Annotated in this window: 27 protein-coding genes; 4 read left to right on the forward strand and 23 right to left on the reverse strand. The window is 52.7% G+C overall.

The annotated features are described in order from the left end of the window. Window positions 1–196: 196 nt before the first annotated feature. The 10 genes from C812_RS10030 to C812_RS22245 form a co-directional block, all read right to left on the reverse strand. Window positions 197–1,711 carry a sensor histidine kinase gene (locus C812_RS10030; RefSeq protein ID WP_016312542.1) on the reverse strand — a complete coding sequence of 505 codons (1,515 nt, stop codon included), beginning with the start codon at window positions 1,709–1,711 and terminating at the stop codon, window positions 197–199. Continuing rightward, window positions 1,708–2,403 (reverse strand): response regulator transcription factor, encoded by a 696-nt coding sequence (locus C812_RS10035; protein ID WP_016312543.1) that lies wholly within the window; start codon window positions 2,401–2,403, stop codon window positions 1,708–1,710. Before C812_RS10035 ends, C812_RS10030 begins: the two co-directional genes overlap by 4 nt. A gap of 13 nt (window positions 2,404–2,416) precedes the next feature. Continuing rightward, entirely contained in the window at window positions 2,417–2,881 is a 465-nt protein-coding gene (locus tag C812_RS10040; RefSeq protein ID WP_016312544.1) for a GNAT family N-acetyltransferase, read from the reverse strand. 142 nt (window positions 2,882–3,023) lie between these two features. Then, on the reverse strand, window positions 3,024–3,482 hold the full coding sequence (locus C812_RS10045) for a putative immunity protein (RefSeq protein ID WP_084770681.1): 459 nt from the start codon (window positions 3,480–3,482) through the stop codon (window positions 3,024–3,026). 34 nt (window positions 3,483–3,516) lie between these two features. Next, window positions 3,517–3,771 carry a hypothetical protein gene (locus tag C812_RS10050; RefSeq protein WP_016312547.1) on the reverse strand — a complete coding sequence of 85 codons (255 nt, stop codon included), beginning with the start codon at window positions 3,769–3,771 and terminating at the stop codon, window positions 3,517–3,519. A gap of 104 nt (window positions 3,772–3,875) precedes the next feature. Further along, window positions 3,876–4,508, reverse strand: a complete 633-nt coding sequence (locus tag C812_RS10055) for an NUDIX hydrolase (protein ID WP_016312548.1) — start codon at window positions 4,506–4,508, stop codon at window positions 3,876–3,878. Between the two features lie 36 nt (window positions 4,509–4,544). After that, on the reverse strand, window positions 4,545–5,189 hold the full coding sequence (locus C812_RS10060; RefSeq protein WP_016312549.1) for an alpha/beta fold hydrolase: 645 nt from the start codon (window positions 5,187–5,189) through the stop codon (window positions 4,545–4,547). A 146-nt stretch (window positions 5,190–5,335) separates the two neighbouring features. After that, window positions 5,336–5,905, reverse strand: a complete 570-nt coding sequence (locus tag C812_RS10065) for a GNAT family N-acetyltransferase (protein WP_016312550.1) — start codon at window positions 5,903–5,905, stop codon at window positions 5,336–5,338. A gap of 6 nt (window positions 5,906–5,911) precedes the next feature. After that, window positions 5,912–6,430 (reverse strand): RDD family protein, encoded by a 519-nt coding sequence (locus tag C812_RS10070; RefSeq protein WP_016312551.1) that lies wholly within the window; start codon window positions 6,428–6,430, stop codon window positions 5,912–5,914. A 3-nt stretch (window positions 6,431–6,433) separates the two neighbouring features. Next, window positions 6,434–6,595 carry a hypothetical protein gene (locus tag C812_RS22245; RefSeq protein WP_016312552.1) on the reverse strand — a complete coding sequence of 54 codons (162 nt, stop codon included), beginning with the start codon at window positions 6,593–6,595 and terminating at the stop codon, window positions 6,434–6,436. Window positions 6,596–6,809: 214 nt separating this feature from the next. On the opposite strand from C812_RS22245, the gene C812_RS10075 reads away from it, so the two are divergent. Next, window positions 6,810–8,057, forward strand: a complete 1,248-nt coding sequence (locus C812_RS10075) for an RICIN domain-containing protein (protein WP_036625276.1) — start codon at window positions 6,810–6,812, stop codon at window positions 8,055–8,057. Between the two features lie 76 nt (window positions 8,058–8,133). Here C812_RS10075 and C812_RS10080 read toward each other — a convergent pair whose 3' ends face one another. From C812_RS10080 to C812_RS10110, 7 genes are all read right to left on the reverse strand, one after another. Beyond that, window positions 8,134–8,583: a PH domain-containing protein gene (locus C812_RS10080; protein ID WP_016312554.1), complete on the reverse strand. Its 450-nt coding sequence runs from the start codon at window positions 8,581–8,583 to the stop codon at window positions 8,134–8,136. 81 nt (window positions 8,584–8,664) lie between these two features. Further along, complete coding sequence (locus C812_RS10085) at window positions 8,665–9,315, reverse strand: pentapeptide repeat-containing protein (RefSeq protein WP_016312555.1); 651 nt, start codon at window positions 9,313–9,315, stop codon at window positions 8,665–8,667. Next, entirely contained in the window at window positions 9,302–9,532 is a 231-nt protein-coding gene (locus C812_RS10090; protein WP_208855763.1) for a hypothetical protein, read from the reverse strand. Before C812_RS10090 ends, C812_RS10085 begins: the two co-directional genes overlap by 14 nt. 103 nt (window positions 9,533–9,635) lie before the next feature. Continuing rightward, complete coding sequence (locus tag C812_RS22835) at window positions 9,636–9,791, reverse strand: nucleotidyltransferase domain-containing protein (RefSeq protein WP_016312557.1); 156 nt, start codon at window positions 9,789–9,791, stop codon at window positions 9,636–9,638. A 12-nt stretch (window positions 9,792–9,803) separates the two neighbouring features. Further along, window positions 9,804–12,032, reverse strand: a complete 2,229-nt coding sequence (locus tag C812_RS10100; protein WP_016312558.1) for a DEAD/DEAH box helicase — start codon at window positions 12,030–12,032, stop codon at window positions 9,804–9,806. Then, a complete protein-coding gene (locus C812_RS10105; protein ID WP_016312559.1) occupies window positions 12,029–13,375 on the reverse strand; it encodes an ATP-binding protein in 1,347 nt (448 codons plus the stop codon). Before C812_RS10105 ends, C812_RS10100 begins: the two co-directional genes overlap by 4 nt. A 59-nt stretch (window positions 13,376–13,434) precedes the next feature. Then, complete coding sequence (locus C812_RS10110) at window positions 13,435–15,204, reverse strand: TerB N-terminal domain-containing protein (RefSeq protein WP_016312560.1); 1,770 nt, start codon at window positions 15,202–15,204, stop codon at window positions 13,435–13,437. 125 nt (window positions 15,205–15,329) lie between these two features. Between C812_RS10110 and C812_RS10115 the strand changes: the two genes are divergently transcribed. Then, on the forward strand, window positions 15,330–16,040 hold the full coding sequence (locus tag C812_RS10115) for a M50 family metallopeptidase (protein ID WP_016312561.1): 711 nt from the start codon (window positions 15,330–15,332) through the stop codon (window positions 16,038–16,040). 19 nt (window positions 16,041–16,059) lie between these two features. Here the strand turns inward: C812_RS10115 and C812_RS10120 are convergent, their stop codons facing one another. Together C812_RS10120 and C812_RS10125 are read right to left on the reverse strand one after the other, a co-directional pair. Further along, on the reverse strand, window positions 16,060–16,692 hold the full coding sequence (locus tag C812_RS10120; RefSeq protein WP_016312562.1) for a hypothetical protein: 633 nt from the start codon (window positions 16,690–16,692) through the stop codon (window positions 16,060–16,062). A gap of 8 nt (window positions 16,693–16,700) precedes the next feature. Beyond that, on the reverse strand, window positions 16,701–17,519 hold the full coding sequence (locus tag C812_RS10125) for a VOC family protein (RefSeq protein ID WP_016312563.1): 819 nt from the start codon (window positions 17,517–17,519) through the stop codon (window positions 16,701–16,703). Window positions 17,520–17,740: 221 nt separating this feature from the next. Between C812_RS10125 and C812_RS10130 the strand changes: the two genes are divergently transcribed. Together C812_RS10130 and murI are read left to right on the forward strand one after the other, a co-directional pair. Beyond that, window positions 17,741–18,436, forward strand: coding sequence for an HD domain-containing protein (locus C812_RS10130; RefSeq protein WP_016312564.1), 696 nt, complete (start codon window positions 17,741–17,743; stop codon window positions 18,434–18,436). After that, window positions 18,417–19,199, forward strand: a complete 783-nt coding sequence (murI, locus tag C812_RS10135; protein ID WP_036625064.1) for a glutamate racemase — start codon at window positions 18,417–18,419, stop codon at window positions 19,197–19,199. Before C812_RS10130 ends, murI begins: the two co-directional genes overlap by 20 nt. An 85-nt stretch (window positions 19,200–19,284) precedes the next feature. Here the strand turns inward: murI and C812_RS10140 are convergent, their stop codons facing one another. The 4 genes from C812_RS10140 to C812_RS10155 form a co-directional block, all read right to left on the reverse strand. Beyond that, window positions 19,285–19,830, reverse strand: a complete 546-nt coding sequence (locus tag C812_RS10140) for a GNAT family N-acetyltransferase (protein ID WP_016312566.1) — start codon at window positions 19,828–19,830, stop codon at window positions 19,285–19,287. Window positions 19,831–19,863: 33 nt separating this feature from the next. Next, the gene (locus C812_RS10145; RefSeq protein WP_016312567.1) at window positions 19,864–20,442 is read right to left on the reverse strand and encodes a hypothetical protein; all 579 of its coding nucleotides are present in this window, start codon (window positions 20,440–20,442) and stop codon (window positions 19,864–19,866) included. 139 nt (window positions 20,443–20,581) lie between these two features. Beyond that, window positions 20,582–21,424, reverse strand: coding sequence for a Gfo/Idh/MocA family oxidoreductase (locus C812_RS10150; protein WP_016312568.1), 843 nt, complete (start codon window positions 21,422–21,424; stop codon window positions 20,582–20,584). Next, window positions 21,421–22,482, reverse strand: a complete 1,062-nt coding sequence (locus tag C812_RS10155) for a Gfo/Idh/MocA family protein (protein WP_016312569.1) — start codon at window positions 22,480–22,482, stop codon at window positions 21,421–21,423. Before C812_RS10155 ends, C812_RS10150 begins: the two co-directional genes overlap by 4 nt. Between the last annotated feature and the right edge of the window lie 202 nt (window positions 22,483–22,684).

The raw sequence follows: 22,684 nt of genomic DNA on the forward strand, positions 1-22,684 counted from the left end.
ATGTAAACACACAAGAAAATGAGCTGGACTGCGATAACACAAAACTTGTAGGTCAGGACTCCGGATTTAGGGGGCCTAGCCGCTTTTACATTTCATTGGCCCGAAACCAGCGGTTATCCAGGAAATCAAATGTACTTTTGCATTTGAATGCAAAAAAAGCCCCGACTTCTTCAAGTCTGGGCTGAAATGGGCTGGCTTAGCCGCCGCTTCCTGCAGGTTGCGGACGTTCAAGCGGCAGCTCGATCACAAACGTGGACCCTTCGGGACCGGAAGCCGCCAGTTTCACCGAGCCATGCTGCTTCTCCGCCAAGCTGCGCACCAGCGACAGCCCTAAGCCTGTCCCGCCATGGGCTCTGGACCGATCGCTGCTGACGGTGTAGAACGGGTCAAAGATGCGAGCCTGCGCCCCCGGTGGAATGCCGATCCCGGTATCTCTCACCGTAATTTGCATCCGGTCGGTGCCATCCGTTACCGAGACGGCCTCATTGGACAAAAACACTTTTCCCCCGGGCTTGTTGTATTTCACAGCGTTATCTAGCAGATTCATCACCATGTGCATCACGTTATCCGCATCGGCCCATACCTTGCCGTCCTGCAGGTCAGTGACGATCTGTATGCCTTGCTGCTCTGCTTTCGCCTGCAGGCGTGCGGTCGCGTCCTCCAGCAAGGGCTTCAGGTCCACCGAAGCCGCTTTCGTCTCGAAGTCATAGACGTCCATGGAGGAGAGCTTCAACGCTTTCTCAACCAGCGCGTACAATCGCTCCGCCTCCATGCCGATCTGGCGGCACGCCTCGTCAAGCAACGCCGGATCATCCCGATACATATTCAACAAGTCCGTATAGGCAAGGATCGAGGTCAGCGGTGTCTTCAGCTCATGGCTGATGTTCCCGATAAACAGCTTCTGCTGCTGCTCCAGCTCCTGCAACCGGGTTACGGCCTCGATCAGTTTGCTTTTCTCATCGGTTAGTTGGGCATGGGTTGTGGCGATTTTTCCGCTCATTTCATAGATTCCCAACGCCAATTCACCCAGCTCATCCTTCCGTCGAACCGTGGGCTCACGAAGGTACTCCCCTTCCCCGATGCGCATGGCGGCGCGGTTGAGCCGCGTAATCACATTGGCCTGCCGCCAGACGTAGAGGTAGCCGAGCAGAAATCCCCCAACCAGTACGGCCGCGCCAACCAGCCAGAACAGACGCTGAATTCTTTCGTAAAAAGCGTGCTGCTCTGCAAGAGACATATGAAACTGGACCGTCCCCGCCGGCTGCTGATCCATCGTATAAAGCGGTGCCAGATACAACAGCTGATCGCCTTGCGTGATATACGCGGACTGTCCTTTGGCTGTATAAGCCAGCGCGTCCTGAACGTCCGCCTTGGGCTGGAACGGCAACGAGGTGCCGGCAAGCGAACCGTCCAGCTTATATAGTGTGACCGGAAGTCCGCTTTCTGCACCTAAATTGACGGCAAGGTCTTGCCCGCTGAGCTCCATAAACGCGTCTGGATCCAGCGAGCCGCTCGTCAACGCTTCTTGGCGGACCCGAAGGTTCGCGGTTTCCGCCTCTGCAGCCAGCATTTGCTCCAAGCGCTGGCGCTGATCCTCGCGGATCCCGGCCAATACCAGCAGGCTAAGCACAGCAATCACCGCAGTTAGCAGGAAAGCCAGCAGCAGCGCGGCTCTCCATTTCAGGCCAAACCGTAGACTCCGCTGTTTCATGATGAAAGCTCCACGCTTTTATAACCGATACCGTAGACGGTTTGAATGCAATCGTTCCACGGGCCCAGCTTCTTGCGCAGCCGTTGCACGTGCATGTCCACCGTTCGCGTGCCGCCCGCGAAATCCATGTCCCACACCTGCTCCAAGAGCGCTTCCCGCGAATACACCCGTCCCGGATGCCCGGCGAGGAGTGCCAGGATATCGAATTCCTTTGGCGTTAAATCGATCAGGGTGTCTCCGGCATGAACCGTCCGATTGAGCAGATGGATCGTGAGTCCCCCCAGCCGTATACGTTCCTGCGCCTCGCCGGAATTGGCCGGGATCGCCCGCGGGCCGCGACGGGTCAGCGCCTTCACCCGAGCGACAAGCTCTCGCATATCAAACGGCTTAGTCATGTAATCGTCTGCTCCGAGCTCCAATCCCAGCACTTTATCCACGATGTCGTTTTTGACGGTTAGCAGCAGGATCGCTGGCCGCGACGGCCGCCCCTCCAGCTTGCGGCAAACCTCGTATCCGCTTAGCTTTGGCATCATCACGTCAAGCACCATCACATCCGGTTTGAACATCTCAACCTGGTCTAAAGCTTCTTGCCCGTCCGCTGCCGTCTCCACCGTATACCCTTCCCTCCGAAGCGCGTACGACACGGCTCCAGAAATACTCGCTTCATCATCTACTACAAGCACCTTGGTCATGCAATAACTCCCTTTACATCAAGCTCAAAAAAAAATGATAAAACTCCGTATCCCGTTCATACCCGCTCGTTTCATACAATCTTTGGGCCCGGACGTTCGTCATCGCCGTCGACAGCTCCAAGCCTTTCGCGTTCGTCCGCTGAGCGTGGGATTTGGCTGCTTCCAAGAGCAGCTTCGCCGCGCCCTGGTTCCGATATTCCTCCCGCACGTATAAATCGTTTAAAATCCATACTCGTTTCATCGAGATGGAGGAAAAGGACGGATACAGCTGCGTAAACCCAACGGCGGTCCCGCTGACCGAATCGATGGCCAGAAAGACGACGGATTCATGCCGGCTTCCCCTTTCCGCCAGAAAACGCCGGGCTCCTTCGAGATCTGAAGCTTGTTCATAAAATTGGCGATACTCGTCAAACAGCCGTGCCAAGGGCTCCAGGTCACCCGACTGTACTTCACGGACGATTAATGATGAAGATTTCATCGGTTTAGCTCCTTATGTCAAATAATCAACTACTCGATGTTCACACCGCCGGCAACCAACGAAAGATCGTGTAATCCCCTGATTTGCATTTGCTCATACATCGCTTTGGTAAAATACTTCAACTCAACGCCTCCATCACCGCTTACGTGCTCAATTCCAACAACCTGCGGAGCTGCCACTGCCGCTCCTGCTCGGTCTTTGCTTTGGCCGCTACCGCATTGTCCGCAGCATAGGCGAGCGCCTTGGCGGCGTAGGTGGCGCTATGCGCCGCGTGCCCCGCCACATGCGCAGTAGCCGCCGCGTGGCCCGCCGCTCGCGCCGCAGCGCTGACGGAGGCATGGCCGGCATCATGCGCCGCGTTATGCGCGGCAACCGCTGCTGCGCGGGCCGCGGCCATGCTGACTTCGCCGCGCACCCACGCGCGCGCCGCTTCGATCGCTTGCCGCGGCCGCAGGTCCTCCGGCCGTGTCGCCTCAAAGCAAGGCAGTACACGTTCCGCGCATTCCGCCGCCCATAACGCCAGCGTTCGCTGGTCCGTCCGCTCCGCTTGGTCTGCGATGGCCCGTTTGATGTTCACATCAACAAACTTCCTGGATTCCAATGTGGATTTTCCCCTTTCCCCGATACGAAGCTAGTTAGAACAATCCCCAGTAGAAAATAAGAACGAGCGCCAGAATCACAGCGGTTGCTATGGCCAGGTTTTGGATCAAACTTCCGTAGAAGCCTTTGAGGTGGGAATAGATTTCCGATAAGAGTAAGATCCCGGCAAAGATCGTGACAATCATGCCCAGGCTGCGAATAAAAATGAAAATGACTTGGATGAGAAAGAAGCCCGACGTCGGGAATGGAACCAAGCTAAAACCGACGCCGACCAAAAAAGCATATAACAAGCTCTTTTCCTTGTTCAGCTGAAGTCACCTCCTAGCTTCTCGTTCATGCCGCACACGTCTATACCTTTTATATATGCTGGCGCCCAGCAGAAAACCCGCCGCGTTCAGAATAAGGAGGTGATCCGGTCAAATAACATTTGATAATACTCGTCCGAATTGGGCGTAAAATCCGTAAGCCGCCACGTGGCCTGTTCTTCCTTCAGCCCCCCGCTGGCTTCATCCATGTAAACCCCCGTTGACGTCAGCTCGTCGCGTTCCCCGCGGCGCAGCTCCTGTAAATCCAGTATGCTTACCCAATACAGCCCTATCAGTTCTTCAGTCTGGATGCGATAATGAAGTAAGGACTGTTCATTTTCATAAATGTAGACATGGTTGACCTCACGGTCGATCAAATCAGGTGAAGGGAAATGCTCTTGGGCTACCCTGCCGAGATACGTCAGGTCCTCAACCGGGATCGCTAACCCAAGCTCCTCCTTCAGTTCACGGATTCCGTCCTTAACGTCTTCTCCGGCTTGGAGATGCCCTGCACAAGAGGTATCCAATAACAACGGGAACACATCTTTATTGGGATGCCGACGTTGAAATAACAAATAAATTTCACCCTGGGCATCCCGTTTCATAATCCAGCAATGAAAGGTTTGGTGCCACAGCCCTTTGGCATGAACCTCTTGTCTTGGAGCCGTACCCAGCTTCTTCATATCCTTCGTGTAGATGTCAAACAATTCAGTTTCGCTCATGTTGTCCTCCAAGTGGTTCATATCAGCCCATTGTTTTTACGCCTGATGCTTCACTCCACCAAGCAATACTTCCTTATATATAACGGTGAGCTCTCGCAAAATGTCCAAGCTCTCTTCCACCCGTCCCGTTTCCAATACATGGTTAGCCCCGGGGATGGGCACAATTTTCAATCGGTCTGATGCCTTCAGCCGACTTGCCAATCCGGGAGGAAACACATCATCCTTCGTACCGTAAACGACAACCGCTTGAGTTTCATGGATATACGGTAGAGTGTCGGAAATTGGCGTCAAATAAATATGCCGGATTTCCTCGGCCCTAACTCCCAATCTGCGATGGACTTCGCCAGCCACCACCGTCCCCAGGCTTTTGCTGATGAACACAATCTCCTCATAACTGCCAATAACCTGCCGTATCGCGTGTTCGCAATCCTGAATCACCTGCGGAATTTCCCGATACTCGAGCTCCTTACGAGCGGCTTGGTAACCGTACTCGAGCACCAGAATATCATATCCACACTCCCGGGCTGCAAGCGCCGCATAATGCAAGGTGGGTCGATCACAAGAGTAGTTTTTGCCGGGAAACAAGACCACCAGCTTTCGATTAGAGTCGGTGACTTGAATATATCTTACGCTAATCTCGGTCTTCCAATAGGAAGGAAACTTCAGAGTGGACGCTTTCATCTTTGATCTTCTCCTCTCGATATTAGAGTAACTCCAGATTACCTATAGCTGAAAATTCTCCTGAATGGTTTGAGTCGTCTTCCTTTCGCATAAAATACAACCCGGCTTTCGTATACGTTTGGCCGGGTCATGCAGCATATCACGTTCTATTCGCGGCGGGGCAGCTTCGCATCCAGAAAATTCGTCTTGCAATTGTCCCGCAGCAGTTCCATGTAGATTTCGTCGAAGTAAGTATTGTTCACATAGTAGCTTTGCGATCTGCGGCCAAACTCGCGGAACCCCGCTTTTTCATAGCATCGGATGGCCGGTTGGTTGAATTCAAAAACGCGCAGCATGATGTTGTTGAGATTCAGGATCTTAAATCCATATTCGCATAGGAGTTGCAGCGCCTCGGTGCCGTATCCTTGCCCCCGCTGCCCCTCATCTCCCAAGAAGATCCCCGCCTCAGCCACTCTGCGGACATGATCGATAGCAAATAACGAACAATTGCCTAGCAACTGATCTCCATCCAGTCGAACAATGGCATAATTTTGACCTTCCTTGGCCAAGTCTTCCAGAAATCTCTGCTCCCGTTGCAACCCGATCACGTCACGGGATGTCCCTAGCCGGACGGAAACGGTAAGATCGTTGATCCAATCAGCATACGTCTCCGCATCCTCTGGATTTACCGGGGACAAGTACAGTCTGGACCCCACCAGCTTCTTAAAATACTTCATCGGTTATCACCCTCTCTCTCGTGCGCTTGGATTCACCTTCGTGCCAGCCACCAGATCGTGGCAAGTCCGGCTTCCCTTAGTGAAAAATAATATCACAAGATAAACGATCATTAAACCGTTCGGCAGGTAAATCCAGCCTGGATGCGCCGGCGTATCCACGCTCCACCACGGTTCGGGCACCAAGATGATGGTATGGGCCATCTCCCACGGCAACAAGCGTACCGCCGTTCTAGCCAACGCTTGCCCGATTTGGATCGGATCACCTTGGCGATTGGTGACGCACAGGTTAAGCCACTTTTTCCCGAACGTCTGTCCATGACGCAGCTCCATCACAATAAAATAACTCCATACCGGCAACGACATCGTAGCCAGCACCCATAATTCAATTTCAATCCCCTTGTCAAATTCGCTAAAGGGGAAGCCAGAAGCGGCGAAATTCACCAGCCATTGTACTGCGACCAAAGCAGCTGCCAGCATCGTGAAATCGATCCAATAGGCCAACAACCTCTTCAGGGCGAGTCTCATATCTCACCCGCCGATTCTTTGGGATATACAAGGATGATCATATTTGCTCCAGGCCACTTCCCGCTCAAAGGTCGAACCGAAGGCATCCGGATGTTCCTGCAATCCTTGCAATCGCAGGCTTTGATAAACTTGCGCATCGCCCTCTTTTAATATTCGCAGATTCATAGCTTTCCCCCGTTCCATCTTGAATTGATACCAGAATACCAGAACCCCATCAATTTGAAAAACCTGTAAAAATAGTTGTTGTAAAACAAACCTTTAAATGGTAATCTATGTAATGATAGCGCTATCATAACAAGATCGAAACCGGTTTAGTATGAATTTCGCATTTGGACTGTCAGCCCAATCCATTCAATTTTGAAAGGAGCGATTGTTCATGATGCTAAAACGCGGTAAACCGATTCTCCTCTTCCTGGTGATTACCCTCCTGGTCGTCTTTATTCCCGTCCCCAACACAACAAGCGCGGCTCCCAACTGGCAGTTGGTCTGGAGCGATGAATTTAACGGTTCCTCGTTGAATCGAGGCGTATGGACCCCCGAAATTGGCACCGGCTATAACGGATGGGGGAACAACGAACTTCAGTATTATACCGACAGGCCGCAAAACGTACAGGTTACAGGCGGCAATCTGGTCATCACCGCCCAGCGAGAAAATTATGAAGGAAGAAACTATACCTCCGCACGAATCAAAACCCAAGGCTTAAAGAGCTTCAAGTACGGCAAGATCGAAGCCCGCATAAAGATTCCCACTGGACAAGGCATATGGCCGGCATTCTGGATGCTGGGCGAAAGCTTCAGAGATGTCGGTTGGCCTTACTGTGGTGAAATCGATATTATGGAACATGTCAACAATGAATCAGTTGTCCACGGAACCGTCCATTGGGACGCCAATGGATATGCCTCTTACGGCCGGGCTTCGGGCAATTTGGATTTCTCGCAATTCCACACGTACTCGATCGAATGGGATCCGAGCTATATCCGCTGGTTCGTTGACGGCGTTCAGTACAACGAGATCTATATCGCCAACGGAACCGGAAATACAGAAGAATTCCAGAAGCCGTTCTTCATTCTGCTGAACCTCGCCGTTGGCGGTAACTGGCCGGGCAGCCCGAACGGCTCGACACCGTTCCCGGCACAAATGCTTGTGGATTATGTTCGCGTCTATCAGGATCAAGGGGGATCCTCTCCCGTGCTTGAGAACGGTGCGGTATACACCATCGCCTCCAAAGTCAGCGGCAAGGTACTGGATGTCACGGATGTCTCCATTGCGGACGGCGCTAAAATTCAGCAATGGACCAACTATTCCGCCAACAACCAACGTTTCCGTCTGGAATCTACCGGCGACGGCTATTATAAGCTGACCGCCATTCATAGCGGCAAGGTGTTGGACGTGCCTAGTGCTAGCACAGCTGCTGGCGTACAGCTACAGCAATGGACGGATAACGGTACGGACGCGCAGCGGTGGCGGATCGTGGATGCCGGCGGCGGATACTTCAAGCTGATCTCCAAAGCCAGCGGTTTGGTCATGGATGTATCTGGCGCTTCAACAGCGGACGGAGCGGCGGTACAGCAGTGGACCGATAACGGCACGGATGCGCAGAAGTGGATGTTTACGAAGGTAAACTAAGCTAATACTTCATAGCAAAGGGGCGGAATTTCACTTTCGCCCCTTTAATGTGCTAGCAGGTTGTTATGCTCCCTGTTCAAGGTTGGTCGCTAAATTCGATCGAGGGGTTCCGGCGAATCAGTTCTTGGATAAATCGCTCCTGATCCACCGGCGAAATGGCAACGCTGCCCAGGACACCGTTCCGGTAATGGATTTCGATTGCATCCCGCGAGAATAAAAGCCGATATCCCAACCAGATATTCGGTTGCCGCGTGATTCGAGTGATATCCTCATAACGAATTTTCGAACGAAACATCCCGCCTTTAACTACAAGCAGGTCCTCTCTGATCACATAAGAGATATCCAGCGCTAACCAAGTCAGCAATAGGGTGACGAGCGCATCGGGCACGATGATCCCTACAATCTCTGTCCGTGTTAACGCTTGTGGATCAAGAAGCAGCGGCCAAAGCAGCACGAGATTAGCAAAAAAGAGCATGAGCAGCCAAAGCCATACAAATAACGGATCCCGCTTCGTTTTGAATCGCATAGTCAGCCCTCCTGCAATTCACGTTTACGAGTATCGTCGAGATATTGCCGGATGTATCCGGGTGTTATGTGCGTCTTTGTATTATTTTACGATCAGGCCAAGCAGTTTGGCAAAGCCGATCGCTTGCTCAGGGGAAACAGTACAACCTGCCAAAGCATAGGCGGGGATGTCAACGCGTTCGAACGTACAGGTGCTAATATCTATCCCCTTTAGCGAGGTATCGTTAAAATCCGCCTCATTCAGATCCGAGTTCAGCAGCTCAATCTCTTTGAATTTGGCGCCGTAGAAATTCGCATTCTGCAGAGAACAGTCCTGAAATCTCACTTGCTTTAAGGAAGCTTCCACAAAATCGCATAAATTCATCACGCAACGTTCAAACAGCACGGAGCCCGCATTTATTTTGGACAAATTCAGCCCCGTCAACTTGCAATCGTTGAAATGCACCCGGTGGATGATGGCTTTCTCCAGCACCGCGTTGGATAAATCGCAATTTTCCAACACGACGTCGGTCATGTCCATTCGCTCAAAAGCGGTACTAACAAAAGAACAACCCCGAAGCCTCACTTTGGATAAAATGCATTTTTCGATATTCCCGTACTCATAGGATGCACCCGCCACCGATGCTCCAACCAGCTCATGGTCCTCATCGTCCAGCACATCCGCCCAATCCGCTGCCGTTAATTCAGCCGCAAGCTGCGGAGGGCTAATTTTCATTTTTTTACTCGTACTCATCAGGCTTCCTCCCGGTTGACGTCTTCGCGAGCTTATTTACTTCATCGATCAATCTTCGGAGTTCTTGGATGCTTTCGCGGATTCCCTTCGGGTCCGGGCCCAGCTTGGTGTAAACCCCATCCAATCGTTCCTTGTAACGTTCCGGTCGGATTGCAAACGATTGAATGTTGCGCACCGCTACAGAAAATCCACATGGTATCCGCCGATGATCAGCCAACCGCCGCCATTCACCTCGGGCCCCCATTCGCCGATCCCTGTCATCAGGTTGTTGCGGTGCTGATCATCAAGTTCCTTGGCGATTTGATTCAGTCTAGCAATATCTAAGCCGTTCTCGCCCCATAGTACAGACCGATATCAATATCTGAATCGGGACGATGGGTGTTCGTCGCCCGCGACCCTCCCAGAACGATGGCTTGAAGACCTTCTGTTCCCAGCAGTTGATTCACGATACGTTCCAATATGAGCTCTATTTCCATGGTTGTCCTCCACTACTCGTTAGAACTGCCCGAGCGATATTCACTTGGCTTCCCCGCCGCTTCTAAAGCTTCGGCCAACCCTTTTACATCCAGCCCATCCACAGCGTAAGCCCGACGCACCAGCTCAGGCGGTACGAACTCGTCGTATTTGCCCAAATAAGGGGCTTCGGATGCAGCCAGCAATGCCTCAGGATGAGGGATGGAATTCAGTTCCGCCCGAATCGCGGCTAGCAGCTCCTCGGCACCTGCTCTTCCTGACACCACCATATAATAAGGTTCCATCGGAACGACTTGGCGCAAGCCCATCGGGTCCGTCAAATTATGCTTCAGCAGACGTTCCAAGGTTCGGAACTGCTTGCTTCCCGCCCACGGTAAAATAAACAGCGAATCGCCGCCAGCCGGAATGACAGGACTTCTCAGCAGCCCGCTCTCCCGGGCTAACCGGCGCGCCCGTTCCAAACGATTAGCCGCGCCCGGAGCAAGATACGGGTACAAGGTGTGTTCCTCCAACACCTGGCGCATCTTCTGCATGACCCGGGTATGTACATCTCCCCCGGCACCAAGCCAAAGCGTATCCACTTTGCCGCGCGAGGATTTGACGTACACCGCTTTATGCTTGCTGTCCACTTCCTCGACCTTCCACAGCTTCCCGGCGAGCGAGAAGCAATAGCCAGGCGGCGGCACAGTAGTGATACTGCCGATTTCCTCCGAACCGTTGTAGACGACATGCTCCTCGTCATCCTTAAAGACCGCGTAGAAGCGAAAGTTATTTACGATCTTCTCTCCGCCAAGTCCGATGATCAGGGTACCTTCCTCGGTCTGCTGAATATGGTCGGTTTGCAGCAGGTACTGCAGCATTGCCTTGTACTCCTCCGGCTCAACGCCGCGAAACGCCGGCAATGTCAGCACAGCCCGGGCCAAATCCGCCGGTTCCGCTTCGCCAATGCTCTTGAGCGTGCTCATCGTCTGATGGTACAGCACGCCAACCGGCTTCTTGCGCAGCTCGACCGGTTCCACCCAGCGCTCGCGCACATACAGCTCGATGACCGCGATCGCCCGCAGCAGCGTCCACGGCATTCGTGCCGGCAATTGGGCATCCTCATCTTCTTCCTCCGCGCAGAGGAACATCATCTCCGATGCCTGATCACCACGCCGGCCGGAGCGTCCCAACCGCTGCACAAAGCTGGAGCAGCTGTAGGGTGCGCCGAGCTGGATGACCCGCTCCAGCTCGCCCAGGTCGATGCCGAGCTCCAGCGTCACCGTCGCTGCGGCGACCGCCGGTCCCGGGCCGGAGCGCAGCGCGGCCTCGGTCTCTTCGCGCAGCATCGCCGAAATGCTGCCGTGATGAACATGGAACACATCGCGCTCCTCCCGCTTCGCTGCGATCCGGCGAAGCTCCAGCGTAGTCAACTCGGCGTCGGTGCGGCTGTTGGTGAAGACGAGCGCTTTTTTGCGATGTGTGTTGTCGTAAATGAAGTTGTAATACTTCTGCTTGGCCAGCTCAAGATGCTCCGCTTCCCGTTCATCACGGGCATCTGGGAAGGAGAAATGCTCCACCGACAACTTCAGTTTACGTCCGCCCGGCGGCGAGACCACCTCCACCGGCTGCGGCGTCCCCGCCCCCAGCCAACGGGCTGCAATCTCGTAATCACCAAGTGTAGCCGACAAACCGATTCGTCTCGGCTTACAGGAAGCCATCCGCTCCAATCGGGTAAGTTGGCTGATGACCTGAATCCCCCGGTCGGCCCCCATAAAGGCGTGCACCTCGTCGATCATGATATACCGCAGGTCATGGAACAAGGCGGGGATTGCATTCGGGCGGTTCATCAGCAGCCCTTCCAGCGACTCGGGGGTAATTTGTAGGACACCGCTGGGGCGCTGCATCAGCTTGGTTTTCTCCGCTTGGGCGACGTCCCCGTGCCAATGCCAGACCGGCACTTCCCCATCCCGCAGCAACTCCTTGATCCGCTCAAACTGGTCGTTAATCAATGCCTTTAACGGCCCAATGTATAGAATGCCAACGGATTCCGATGGCCGATGATAAAGCTCTGTCAGCGCAGGGAAAAAGGCGGCTTCCGTCTTCCCCGACGCCGTGCCGGATGCGATCAACAGATGGTGCGGCGTGTCGAACAGTACACGACAGGCTTCCACCTGGGCGTCGCGCAGCGAGTCCCAATTTTTGCGATAGATGTATTCCTGAATAAACGGCGCTAACCGGGAGAAAGGACTAGGCCCGCTCATAACTCAAACTCCGCCAAAAAGTCGTCCAGCTCGTCAGAGCCGCCTTTATCCTTGGCCCCTTGGCTCATCGACGCCGCATATTCCTGTTCCCGTTCACCCATAAGTTCCTCGAACGAAAGCTCCGGTTGCTGGTGCATCAGGTGCAGCACATCCATAAAATCGCGCACGACCTCCCGGGTTGTGAGCAACTCCTCAGCCCCCAGTCGATTTACCGCTGCCTGCATAAATACGATCAGCTGTTCATCGGTCAGTTGCATCGTGTAACCGAAATGGATCGCGTGAATCTCGCGCAGCTTCTGCAACAGGAGCAAAATTTCCTCATGCGACAGCATGTCCAACTTCAAGATTGGCGACGTGTACGAACGGCGCGTCCCGCTGCTGTAACGCCCGTCGATCAATCGCGAGCGCAGAGCATCGTAGCTGAACAGCCCCCGCCGCTCGTCTTCCACGAACTGCGGCGTACCGCCCATGAAGATGCCGAGGTACTGGGCTTTGCCCTGCATTGTGTCGTTGAACATCGTCAGGATCTTCTCGTAATTGCTTTGGCGGGAAATGCTGTTTGTGATTTTGTACAGATTCACGCCCTCATCGATAAACAGAAGCAGCCCCCGATACCCGATGCGCACGGCAAATTCCGCCCACAGCTTCATGTAATCGTACCAGTTGTCGTCGTCGATAATTACACCAACGCCCAACTCTTGACGCGCCTCCGTTTTGGTCGGAACCTCACCGCGCAGCCAGCGTAAGGCTGCGGCTTTCCGATCATCGTCACCAAGCTTGTAGCCTGACCAGTAGGCGGCCAGCACCTTGGCGAAGTCAAACCCGTGCACAAGACTTTGCATCTCATTGGTCACCGCATAAATGCGAAGCTCCACCGCATCATGCAGTTGCGGATCACCGGGACGCAGGCCGGTGGCTTGCATTTGCTCCTGTTGGAGAGCGGCGATCCACTTCTGCAGCATCGTCTCCAGCGCGCCGCCGTCGGGCCGTGTCCGAGTGGAGAGATGCATCATCAACTCCCGGTAGGTTGCCAGCCCTTGACCTTTCGTGCCAACCAGCCGACGCTCCGGCGACAAATCGGCGTCAGCCACCACAAAATCGCGATCCATCGCATAGTTGCGAATCATTTGGAGCAGGAAGCTCTTCCCGCTTCCGTAACGCCCTGTGATCAAGCGGAAAGCCGCCCCGCCCTCCGCGATATTGTCCATATCCTGCAGGATCGACGCCACCTCCGGTTTCCGACCGACCGCGATATGTTCCAGCCCGACACGCGGCACGACCCCGGCCGTCAAGGAATTGACAAGCGCGGTGGTCAGCCGCTTCGGGATATGCACCTGTTTCATTCTCGTTCACCTCATCGTTCCAAACTTATCCTATATCCAATCAATGTACCGCTTATCGCTCAGCGTTGACTTGCAAGCCATTCGTTAAGTTCCGTACGGTACTCTTCTACGACTTCGTCCCCATCGATCAGAAGATCACCAATTCTCTCCATCGCCAGCTCATTGATCTCATCGATCAGCAGCTCAGGCATGGAGCCAGCCTGCTCGGCTATCGCTTGGCGTTCCGCAGCACGATAGCCCTGGAGTAGGGCGGCCAGCATCTGCGCCTGCGGAGTCGTCAAGCCGGCGAACAGTTCCTGCCATTCCTCCGGCAGGTTCGCATTCGCCTCGCTTTGGACCTGCTCAGCATCACTTCGTTCCTCAGTCACGGACTGAGAAGCTTGTTTATCCGGTTGCGGGGACTGCGAAGCAATAACCGCCTCCTCTTTACGCCCCCCGATCAAGTCTTCGCGATCGGATCGCGCCGCCGTGGAATCTTCCGATACCTGCTCATATCCCCGTTCAAAATCAAAGGCAGGCTGCACCGGTTCAACTTCAACGAGCTTGCGTTCCAACGAAGTTACAGCCTGCTCCAGCGGAATTCCCGGTGCTTCCGGCGTAAAGGCCAGCGTCTGCTCCTCGCTGAGCAACATGTCCCGCACTTCATCGGATTCCTGCTGAAGCTTCCGCAATTTGGCGGTGTTAATTTTCACCTTGGGTGCCCGGGCTTTCGCTTCTTCTGCCTTCCGTCGTTCAAATTCCTTGTGCAAATAACGGCGGACCAGCTTCTCGATCTCCGGCCCTACATCGATCCCCCGCAGCTTCCCCTTAACCCCGGTAAACTCCCGCAATAAGTTCTCCGTCAAGCGAACGAGCTGGGTCAGAAATGCGCGTAACGGCGGATGCCCGCTGTAGGGCAAGACAATAACCGTCTTCGTGCGCCCATACATTTCATGATCATATACCGCGCTGCGGAATAGATAGCGGGACATTTGAGTCTCCTTCGGCTTATACAGCTCCAGAATGCGAATGCCTTTGCTTCTAGAGAGATAGCCGTCGACCAGCGAGATGACCTTCGGCACGTAATTCTGCATGTCCTTGCGCCCTTGCTCCTGGTAAAAACGGCTCTTCTCCACATCATAATCTATCAGCTTAAGCAACAGCTCCCAGCTCAAGTCCAGCGGTTCAGCGGTGAATCGTCTGCGCCATTCCAGCTCCTTCAGTTCCATGGACAAATTGCGGGGCAGCTTTGTCATCGGTTCCGTGGGACGTTCCTCCAATTGGAACACCAAGGTCAAATCAAATAACCACTCCCGTACGTAAAGATCCAGTTTAGGATAACGCTGCCGGTAACCCTGCCAGACTTGTTCCATTAAGGTATATCCTTCGGCCGGCTCCGACCAGCCGATTCCATGGATCAGCTCGTACAAATAAACGAAGATGTAGGACAGATCAGTATCCGGATAACGTCCGGAACGGACCTCCCCGCGCCAGAACAAATACCATTTCAGCTGCCTTGGCTGCATCTCATCATAGGTCGGCCAATACGTTTGAAAAGGAACAAACTCCGCTGCCCTCTCTACGGCTTCCGCCAATTCCTTCGCCTTCTGGACAAACCGTTGCTCCCGGGAGATATAACGAAAATCCTGCTGCCAATCCGTATTACGCTCCCAAAGATCCGGCTCGACAACCCGGCTCACCGGCTCCTTCCGGCCTTCCTCCGGCTTGCTTCCGTCCACCACTTCCAATTCGGCGAAAATTAACCGGTGTTCCGAGCTCGTCTGTTGTTCCCGATTATGATGTAAATGTCGGTTGAAAAAGCTGTGTTTCTCATCCGTACCTTCATTCATCGTTCCTAAACCTCCGTCACGACCATTATACCATCCGACCGAAAATTTGTTCGCCTTTTGAATACTATTTTGCCCTCCCTTATAATGAAAAGCAACTGCAAGTTGCCGGGGAGGGCGAAGGTTTAATGAATAAATGGCTGAAAGCTTGTGTTTTTCTAATTGGAGCGGCCGTTTTAACCCGACTGATTCCGTTCTCGGATTGGTTCCGCATGCTGGACACGATGGTGCATGAACTCGGCCATGCCGTGGTTACTTTACTTGCGTCCGGGCAAGTGCTACGCATCGAACTGCACCCGGATCACAGCGGCGTCACCTATTCGGTACTGGCATCGGGATGGAGCCAAATCGCCGTATCCTTGGCTGGATATACCTCGGCTTCCCTGTTTGCGGTCGCCATGTTCTTCGGCTATTCCCGACAACAACAAGCCGCCGGCCTCGTCTTGATCAGTATGCTGGCGTTGATCTCGCTGCTGCTGTTTGTACGCTCGGGCTACGGCCGGGGATGGTTGATTTTGTTTGTGCTGGTGAACGCTGCATTTTTCCTGTGGGGAGGACGCATTCGCAACTTCTATTACCTGCTGCTGTCGTTCCTATGCTTGGAAGAGTCGGTGCTGGGGCCGGTCACGCTGCTGCTAAATTCCATTGTATCGCCCAGCCAGGCGGGAGATGCGACCAATCTGGCCCAGCTGACAGGGGTTGCTCCTCTCGTGTGGTCGCTCATCTTTGTAATGATTTCATTGTTATGCGCCTTGTCCGCGCTGCAGCTGTATTGGAATGACCGCAAACGCAACCGGGAGAAGCGTAGAATGAGCCGAGGCAGCTCAGTGAGCCCGTAAAACATACCCTTATTGATCCTTAATCACCGTAAACCATACATCTCATGACATAAACCGCCTGATTGTCACGAATTAATGCATCGACATCATCGCTGGACTCCATATGGTCTTTCCCTTTGTTTCTTGCAATTACGCCCAAAACGGCCGTTTCATTTGGGTTCGCAGTAATGGATGTCATGGGATGGGTCATCGCACTATCATAATCTTGCTTGGGGAGTTCCGTTTTCGAGCTAACCACGTTGCCATTTTGCCGGAAAGCAAGCGTCCAGACCTCGTCCCCATTCCCCATTGCAAGCGTCGTTAAATATAATCTGAAGGAATTGTCATGAACCTGATCTATAGAAGATTCCATCCCAAACAAGGAGCCCACTTTTTCCCCATTTTCATAATCATCGATCCATATATGAACCCGATCGGCTTGAACCTTGCCTAAGTTCACATCAAAGACCAAGGCACGATCTGATCCTGCTGCTTTCAGAATGGCATATTCTTCGTTGTCCATCGGCAAGTTTTCAATCGTGATGCCCTTGATTTCCTGATCTGGCAGGTGGTTCTCTAGGTCAAGCACCTCTGAACGACTCCCTTCACAACCCGTGAGGACCAAAGAAGCAACTAGAACACAAGCCAGGATAAGATATATGTATTTTCTCATCCTACACCTCACAAACTACTGATATTAAATCGATTGCCGTCTGGATCGTAGAAATGAAAGCCGATAAGTCCCTGGGTCAGATAGCCCCCGATTCCAGAGGTTTCGATCCCGCGTTGTTTTAAATATTGGTAATATTTGAACAAGTCCTGGCGCTCCTGAATCCAACATACCGGCTGAACCTGCCCGTCCACTTTGCCGACGAAAGCCTTACCGCTTTTTTGCTCAAGTACCCAAAGCGACTTGGCTTCGGAATGATTCAGCTTCATCTCCATCACCGCGTAGCCGCCCTTCGGATCATGCTGGGTGCATTTCATGCCCAGATACTGGCCGTACCATTGAATAGACTCGTTTAACCGGCTAACGCCTACCCGAATCCAAGAGGGCGCTAAGTCGGCAGAAGGCAACGTCAAATCTTCCTGCAACGTTAACCGGATGCCTTCGGCGGTAGCCCATACATCGAAATACCGGGACTCAGGTCCGGCATATACCGGAGATACTCGTACGCCATCGGTGACAAATGCTCGCCGCAGACGATCCAACTCCCGGGTTCGAAAGCACACCCGAAGGTCGGCATCCACCGTCCCTCGTTCTGCATAGTGATGGGGGAGCCGGGTATCCGTAAGATAAGTTACCAACCAGGTTCCAAGAGGAAGCTGCGTCATTTTACCCTGGGAACAGCGCGGATCCACCTTCCAGTTTTCTTGCCGAAGCACCTTCCAACCCAAGTACTTCTCGAACCACTTCACCACTTGATCATGATTATCCCACAACACATCAATATATTGACCGTCAAAATAAAGCTCGGGGATTTCCTTGCCCGCTGCCATAGGGTGCCTCCTTTTTCCGTTCATACAGAACTTTCCAATCCTATTATCGCTGAACCTGTCCGCAGGATAAAGGTAAAATTTAGCTTTTGCGCCGCTTCCTTCTGAATCTTTCGTTCATATAATGCGACTGGGACTCACAAACAAGTTTAAAGAATGGCGATTTTGCGGTAAGATGGTATTCGATGTTTCTGTGAACTAGGGATTGGAAAGGAACGGTGCAGATGGATCCGCAGCATATCATCGAACAAGCCGAGCACTTTGTGCAAAACGTGCACAGCGGTGACGGGAGCGGCCACGACTGGTGGCATATCCATCGGGTGCGGAAGTTGGCCTTGGCTATCGCCCGTAAGGAGCAGGCAGATTTGTTCGTATGTGAGCTGGCAGCCCTGCTGCACGACGTCGCCGACGAGAAGCTGAATCCGTCCAAGGAAGCCGGCTTGCATCGGGTTCGCAGCTGGTTGGAAGCACATATCGAGGATTCATCCGTCATCAACGAAGTCATGGAGATTATATCGACCATGTCATATAATGGCGGCAATAATCCCCCTATGGCAACGCTCAATGGACAAATCGTTCAAGATGCTGACCGACTGGATGCCATCGGCGCGATCGGTATTGCCAGAACATTTGCCTATGGGGGTTCCAGAGGCAGATCGATGCATGAACCGGGGCGGGATTTCTCCGATTTGGATTATCGCAGCCGCGAAAAAACGACGATTTATCATTTCTACGAAAAGCTATTAAAGTTAAAAGATTTGATGAATACCCGGTATGCCCGGAAGCTGGCTGAATCACGGCATGAATTTATGCTGCATTTCTTAGAGCAGTTTTACCGCGAATGGGATGCCGCTGACGAACATCAGGATGAACAAACCACAACAAATTCAGGTGATATGAGTGAGAATCGCATTTTTTGATTCAGGGATTGGCGGCTTGACCGTGTTAACGGAGGCGATGAGGAAGCTGCCGAACGAAGACTTTCTATATTTTGCCGATACGCTTCACGTGCCTTACGGGACGAAGACGCTGCCCGAAGTGAGACGGTACGTCGAGGAATCGGTAAGTCGTATCATGCAGGGCGACATTAAAGCCTTGGTCGTGGCTTGCAATACGGCAACAAGCGCAGCGATTGAGGAACTTCGCCGCACCTACGACATTCCGATTGTTGGCATGGAGCCAGCCGTCAAGCCGGCTGTAAAACGCAGCCAAGCCGCTGGCAAGCGGGTTTTGGTTTTTGCAACCTCGTTGACGTTAAGCCTCTCGAAATACACTGACCTGGTGGCCCGGGTGGACGACCACAAAGTGGTGGATTCGATGCCGCTGCCGGAGTTGGTGCAATACTGCGAGCAACTGCAGTTTGATCGGGACGAAATCGAGCGTTACTTCAGCCGCAAGCTTGCGGGCATCGATTTGTCGCAATACAGTACAATTGTGCTGGGATGTACGCATTTTCCTTATTACAAAAGCATCCTGCAGCAAATCCTGCCTCCCCATATTGAGTTGATTGACGGCAGCCAAGGTACCGTTGAACGGCTGTGTTCGCTGATTGGCTGTTCGGCCCAACCCGATCAAGAATTCAAGGGGCATATCGAGTTCAAATGCTCCGACGAAAACCCGGCTTATCTGGACAAAATGGCCCGAGCGCTGGATTACCTGCAAACGCAATATTCTGTTCAATAATGCAGGGCAACGTATAAAAAGCCTTGTCCCGGCGATGAAATCGCTTAGGACAGGGCTTTTTTGATCTGCGCGGGCACAGGTTCCATCATTCCATCTCCTCATTGAGCAGAACCATATGGATATGATCTTCCCACTTCCCGTTAATTTGCAGGTATTTTCTTGAGATGCCCTCATTTTGAAAGCCTAACTTCTGAACCACGCGAAGTGAAGCTTGATTCCTCGGCATGATGTTGGCCTCAATCCGATGCAAGCGCAGTTCATGAAACGCGTGGTTGACCACTGCCTCCACCGCTTCTGTCATCAGTCCCTTTCCTTGCTCCTGCTCATCGATTCGATACCCCATATAACAAGACTGGAACGCCCCTCTGACAATATTGCTTAGTGCCACCGAGCCGATGATCCGGCCATCTCTGAACAGCCAAAATTTTCGGAGCAGGCCTCGCTCCATCGTTTCGGCCTCATCCCGCAGGATGTCCTGTTGAGCGGAGTACGTGTAGAAGTCTTCCGTTCTTATAGGTTCCCATTCCTTGAGGAAGTCTTTATTCCGCATAACAAAGGCCAAGACCTGATCCGTATAAGTGTCATCGATGATTTTGAGCGTCAATCGTTTGGTCGTGATTTCATTTTTCATAGATAGCCCTCTCTTTTTCCATAATGCCTTGATTTATAATTCCGATATCTTGGTACTGATGATTTGGTGATCTCCGATTTGCGCTGTCAGTTTAAACCGGGTTCCCTGCTCTTCGGGAAGAAAAAGGTACCAGATTCGAATGCCTGAATCCGCCGTATCCTGAATCGTAGCAGTCAAACTTTCGTTAGTCGTGTAGCTATAGACTTGAATCGTATCGATTTGCGGGTATTGGATCACGCCAAAGAGAAGCGGAAAGGGGGAATCTGCATCTGTGCCCTTTGTGGATGAAAAATATTGCTCCGTCCAGAAGCTGTCCGGCTCATTTTCAGAGATGCGAGGCACGGTATGCCCTCCGCCCCATCCCCATTTCCAGCCCAGCAACGGCGTTTTTTGAACGTATTCGGCACTGATTGTCTGCCCGTTTTGTAGATGACGAAGCAGAAACAACACCCTCCCTCGATCTGTCTCAGCCTCGTGTAAGAGTTGTCCATCGTTCATAAATCGAACTTTCTCGACTGCCTCAATGGGTGTAGACGAATAGGAGTTGCTTATGTAGAAGTAGCCAAGCCCAAGTGCAGTTAGGACCAACGCCAAAATAGCAAGTTTTCTCATAGATCCTCCCGCGTGAGATCGTTGGAAATGAATGCTTCCATCATTATACATTCTTATCCCGGCAGACCACTAGCCTTTTGAATCTATTACTATAAAACCCACCTTCATGCGAAGGTGGGTTGTCTTATGCTGAATATGATTAGGATGATGGCAAATCCAACCAAACCCCGGGTGTTTCAGCTGCCTTCAATCCGTACTCGATGATAGTAATCACGGCTACAGTTTCTGCCGGGTCAACTGCGGGCTGACCGGTTTCAAAGAAAGTCACCAGATTCCGGATAAACGGCTCAAAGAAATTGGAGGCCGCCGTGGCTTGCTTAAAGGTTCCGTTCCCGTATTTGATGCCAAGGGTAAACGGGCAATTATCCCCCAGATGGTGGATTGATGCTTGCCGCCCTTCCCCAAAGTCGATGAGAAGTGCAGGGGAATCCGTCGTCCCGGTGAACATGACGCGTTTGGGAGGGGGCCCCATCAGACGGATGATCGGCTCGATTTGATGAATTGAATAGTTATCGAAAGCGCCGGGCCCCCAGCTGCAAATCGTTTGAATCCCTGCCGGATCAATCTCCGCATATTCGCTGGCAAAACGGAGCGCCGACGTCGAATACATCGGCGTTCCGTGCTGCGCGGCCAGGTTGAAGAGGCGCACCGCTGACTCCCGGTCTGGAGCAAACGTCTTATCGATGTAGGTCGGCTTGCCCGACTTGAGTGGAAGCTGCGACAACTCCTCATGATACTCCGGGTTGTCAGGCGATAACACGATCAAGTAATCGCTCCGCTCCACAACGTCTTGAATGGACGGCAACAACTCGATACCGTGTGCTTGACACCACGCTTCGTTTGTCAGTCCGTTCTCCTTGTCTTTTTTGCCATAAGCATACGTAACCTTCATGGCACCATCAGAAGCCTGCTCAATCCACCCGGGATATTTGTTGGCATGGAACTGGTCGAGATGCAGGTCGATAAACCCGATTTTTTTCATGAGAGCGCGATTTCCTCCCCTTTGTCGGACGAATCATAAATCGCCTGAATAATGCGAGAGGACAGAATGACGGTGTCGATATGGGAAGGCTGCTTCTCCCCCGTTTGGATGCACTCCAGGAAGCCGTCGATTTCCTGCTGATACATATTCCCGGAGGTGAACTTTGGCGTTGTTTCGATCAGAGCGCCGTCTTTGGCTGTATAGAAGGTAAAATCCCCGCCGTAGTTCAACCGTATGCCGCCCTTGTCGCCCAGGAAGTCGATAAACATCTCCTCAACTCCGATGTTCTGCGCCCAAGCTCCGTTCAAGGAAATCGTCGGGCCTTCGGTACGGATCAATGCGGTTACGAAGTCATCGACATCATACGTACCGTGATAATCCGGCGGTCCTGCCCACATTTTGAGATACGTATAGTTCTCCATGTCTTTCCCCAGTTTGGAATAGGCTTGACCGGTAACGGTTCTAGGCTTCGGATCGCCCGCACAGTACATGACGATGTCGATAAAATGAACGCCCCAGTCGATCAGCGCCCCGCCACCGGCGATCGCTTTCGTCGTAAAAGCGCCGCCTAAACCCGGAATCGATCGGTGGGCGCGGAAGCTGGCGTACACATGATACAACTCGCCAAGCTCGCCGTTTTGGATCATGTTTTTGATGCGATTGACACTTTCGTTGTACCGATTCACGACCCCGATATTCAACACTTTGCCCGTCTCATGCTGGACCTTCTGCATTTCTAAGGCTTCTTCGTAAGTCCGGGCTGCCGGCTTCTCGCAAAGCACATGCTTCCCCGCACGAAGGCAATCAATGGCAATCGTCGCGTGCGAAGCATTAGGCGTACAGATGGATACAGCATCCACCTCCGGATCTTCAACGATCTGCCGGTAATCTGTGATCGCCTGTCCGCATTCGTATTTGGTGACAGCCGCCTCGGCGCGTTCCTTCAAGATGTCGCAGAAATACTTGATTTCTACATGCTTGTGGTTCAGGTAAGACGGGATGTGGGCGTGGTTTGCAATCGTGCCGCAGCCAATCACGGCAATGGTGATCTTGTTCATCAGCTTCCCTCCTGCTAACTAGAAATCGTCGGATCAAGATAAGTCTATGATGATTCCTAGCATACCAGATCAGTCCCAAATTGGAATAAGTCAGAAGGCAAAACTACATCAAATTACCATAAAAGGTCACCCGCTTCCCGTACCTTTCTCCGGCCTAACCATCTACAATGAATGCAATCATGGGCAACCTGACGTCAAACGA

This window comes from Paenibacillus barengoltzii G22 (assembly GCF_000403375.2).
In the GTDB taxonomy this organism is placed as follows: Bacteria; Bacillota; Bacilli; order Paenibacillales; family Paenibacillaceae; genus Fontibacillus; species Fontibacillus barengoltzii.

Excerpts from the sequence above, each read along its gene's own strand:
- C812_RS10030 (WP_016312542.1), bottom strand. The coding sequence starts at position 1,711 with ATGAAACAGCGGAGTCTACGGTTTGGCCTGAAATGGAGAGCCGCGCTG.
- C812_RS10035 (WP_016312543.1), bottom strand. The coding sequence starts at position 2,403 with ATGACCAAGGTGCTTGTAGTAGATGATGAAGCGAGTATTTCTGGAGCC.
- C812_RS10040 (WP_016312544.1), bottom strand. The coding sequence starts at position 2,881 with ATGAAATCTTCATCATTAATCGTCCGTGAAGTACAGTCGGGTGACCTG.
- C812_RS10055 (WP_016312548.1), bottom strand. The coding sequence starts at position 4,508 with ATGAGCGAAACTGAATTGTTTGACATCTACACGAAGGATATGAAGAAG.
- C812_RS10060 (WP_016312549.1), bottom strand. The coding sequence starts at position 5,189 with ATGAAAGCGTCCACTCTGAAGTTTCCTTCCTATTGGAAGACCGAGATT.
- C812_RS10065 (WP_016312550.1), bottom strand. The coding sequence starts at position 5,905 with ATGAAGTATTTTAAGAAGCTGGTGGGGTCCAGACTGTACTTGTCCCCG.
- C812_RS10070 (WP_016312551.1), bottom strand. The coding sequence starts at position 6,430 with ATGAGACTCGCCCTGAAGAGGTTGTTGGCCTATTGGATCGATTTCACG.
- C812_RS22245 (WP_016312552.1), bottom strand. The coding sequence starts at position 6,595 with ATGAATCTGCGAATATTAAAAGAGGGCGATGCGCAAGTTTATCAAAGC.
- C812_RS10075 (WP_036625276.1), top strand. The coding sequence starts at position 6,810 with ATGCTAAAACGCGGTAAACCGATTCTCCTCTTCCTGGTGATTACCCTC.
- C812_RS10080 (WP_016312554.1), bottom strand. The coding sequence starts at position 8,583 with ATGCGATTCAAAACGAAGCGGGATCCGTTATTTGTATGGCTTTGGCTG.
- C812_RS10085 (WP_016312555.1), bottom strand. The coding sequence starts at position 9,315 with ATGAGTACGAGTAAAAAAATGAAAATTAGCCCTCCGCAGCTTGCGGCT.
- C812_RS22835 (WP_016312557.1), bottom strand. The coding sequence starts at position 9,791 with ATGGAAATAGAGCTCATATTGGAACGTATCGTGAATCAACTGCTGGGA.
- C812_RS10100 (WP_016312558.1), bottom strand. The coding sequence starts at position 12,032 with ATGAGCGGGCCTAGTCCTTTCTCCCGGTTAGCGCCGTTTATTCAGGAA.
- C812_RS10105 (WP_016312559.1), bottom strand. The coding sequence starts at position 13,375 with ATGAAACAGGTGCATATCCCGAAGCGGCTGACCACCGCGCTTGTCAAT.
- C812_RS10110 (WP_016312560.1), bottom strand. The coding sequence starts at position 15,204 with ATGAATGAAGGTACGGATGAGAAACACAGCTTTTTCAACCGACATTTA.
- C812_RS10115 (WP_016312561.1), top strand. The coding sequence starts at position 15,330 with ATGAATAAATGGCTGAAAGCTTGTGTTTTTCTAATTGGAGCGGCCGTT.
- C812_RS10120 (WP_016312562.1), bottom strand. The coding sequence starts at position 16,692 with ATGAGAAAATACATATATCTTATCCTGGCTTGTGTTCTAGTTGCTTCT.
- C812_RS10125 (WP_016312563.1), bottom strand. The coding sequence starts at position 17,519 with ATGGCAGCGGGCAAGGAAATCCCCGAGCTTTATTTTGACGGTCAATAT.
- C812_RS10130 (WP_016312564.1), top strand. The coding sequence starts at position 17,741 with ATGGATCCGCAGCATATCATCGAACAAGCCGAGCACTTTGTGCAAAAC.
- C812_RS10140 (WP_016312566.1), bottom strand. The coding sequence starts at position 19,830 with ATGAAAAATGAAATCACGACCAAACGATTGACGCTCAAAATCATCGAT.
- C812_RS10145 (WP_016312567.1), bottom strand. The coding sequence starts at position 20,442 with ATGAGAAAACTTGCTATTTTGGCGTTGGTCCTAACTGCACTTGGGCTT.
- C812_RS10150 (WP_016312568.1), bottom strand. The coding sequence starts at position 21,424 with ATGAAAAAAATCGGGTTTATCGACCTGCATCTCGACCAGTTCCATGCC.
- C812_RS10155 (WP_016312569.1), bottom strand. The coding sequence starts at position 22,482 with ATGAACAAGATCACCATTGCCGTGATTGGCTGCGGCACGATTGCAAAC.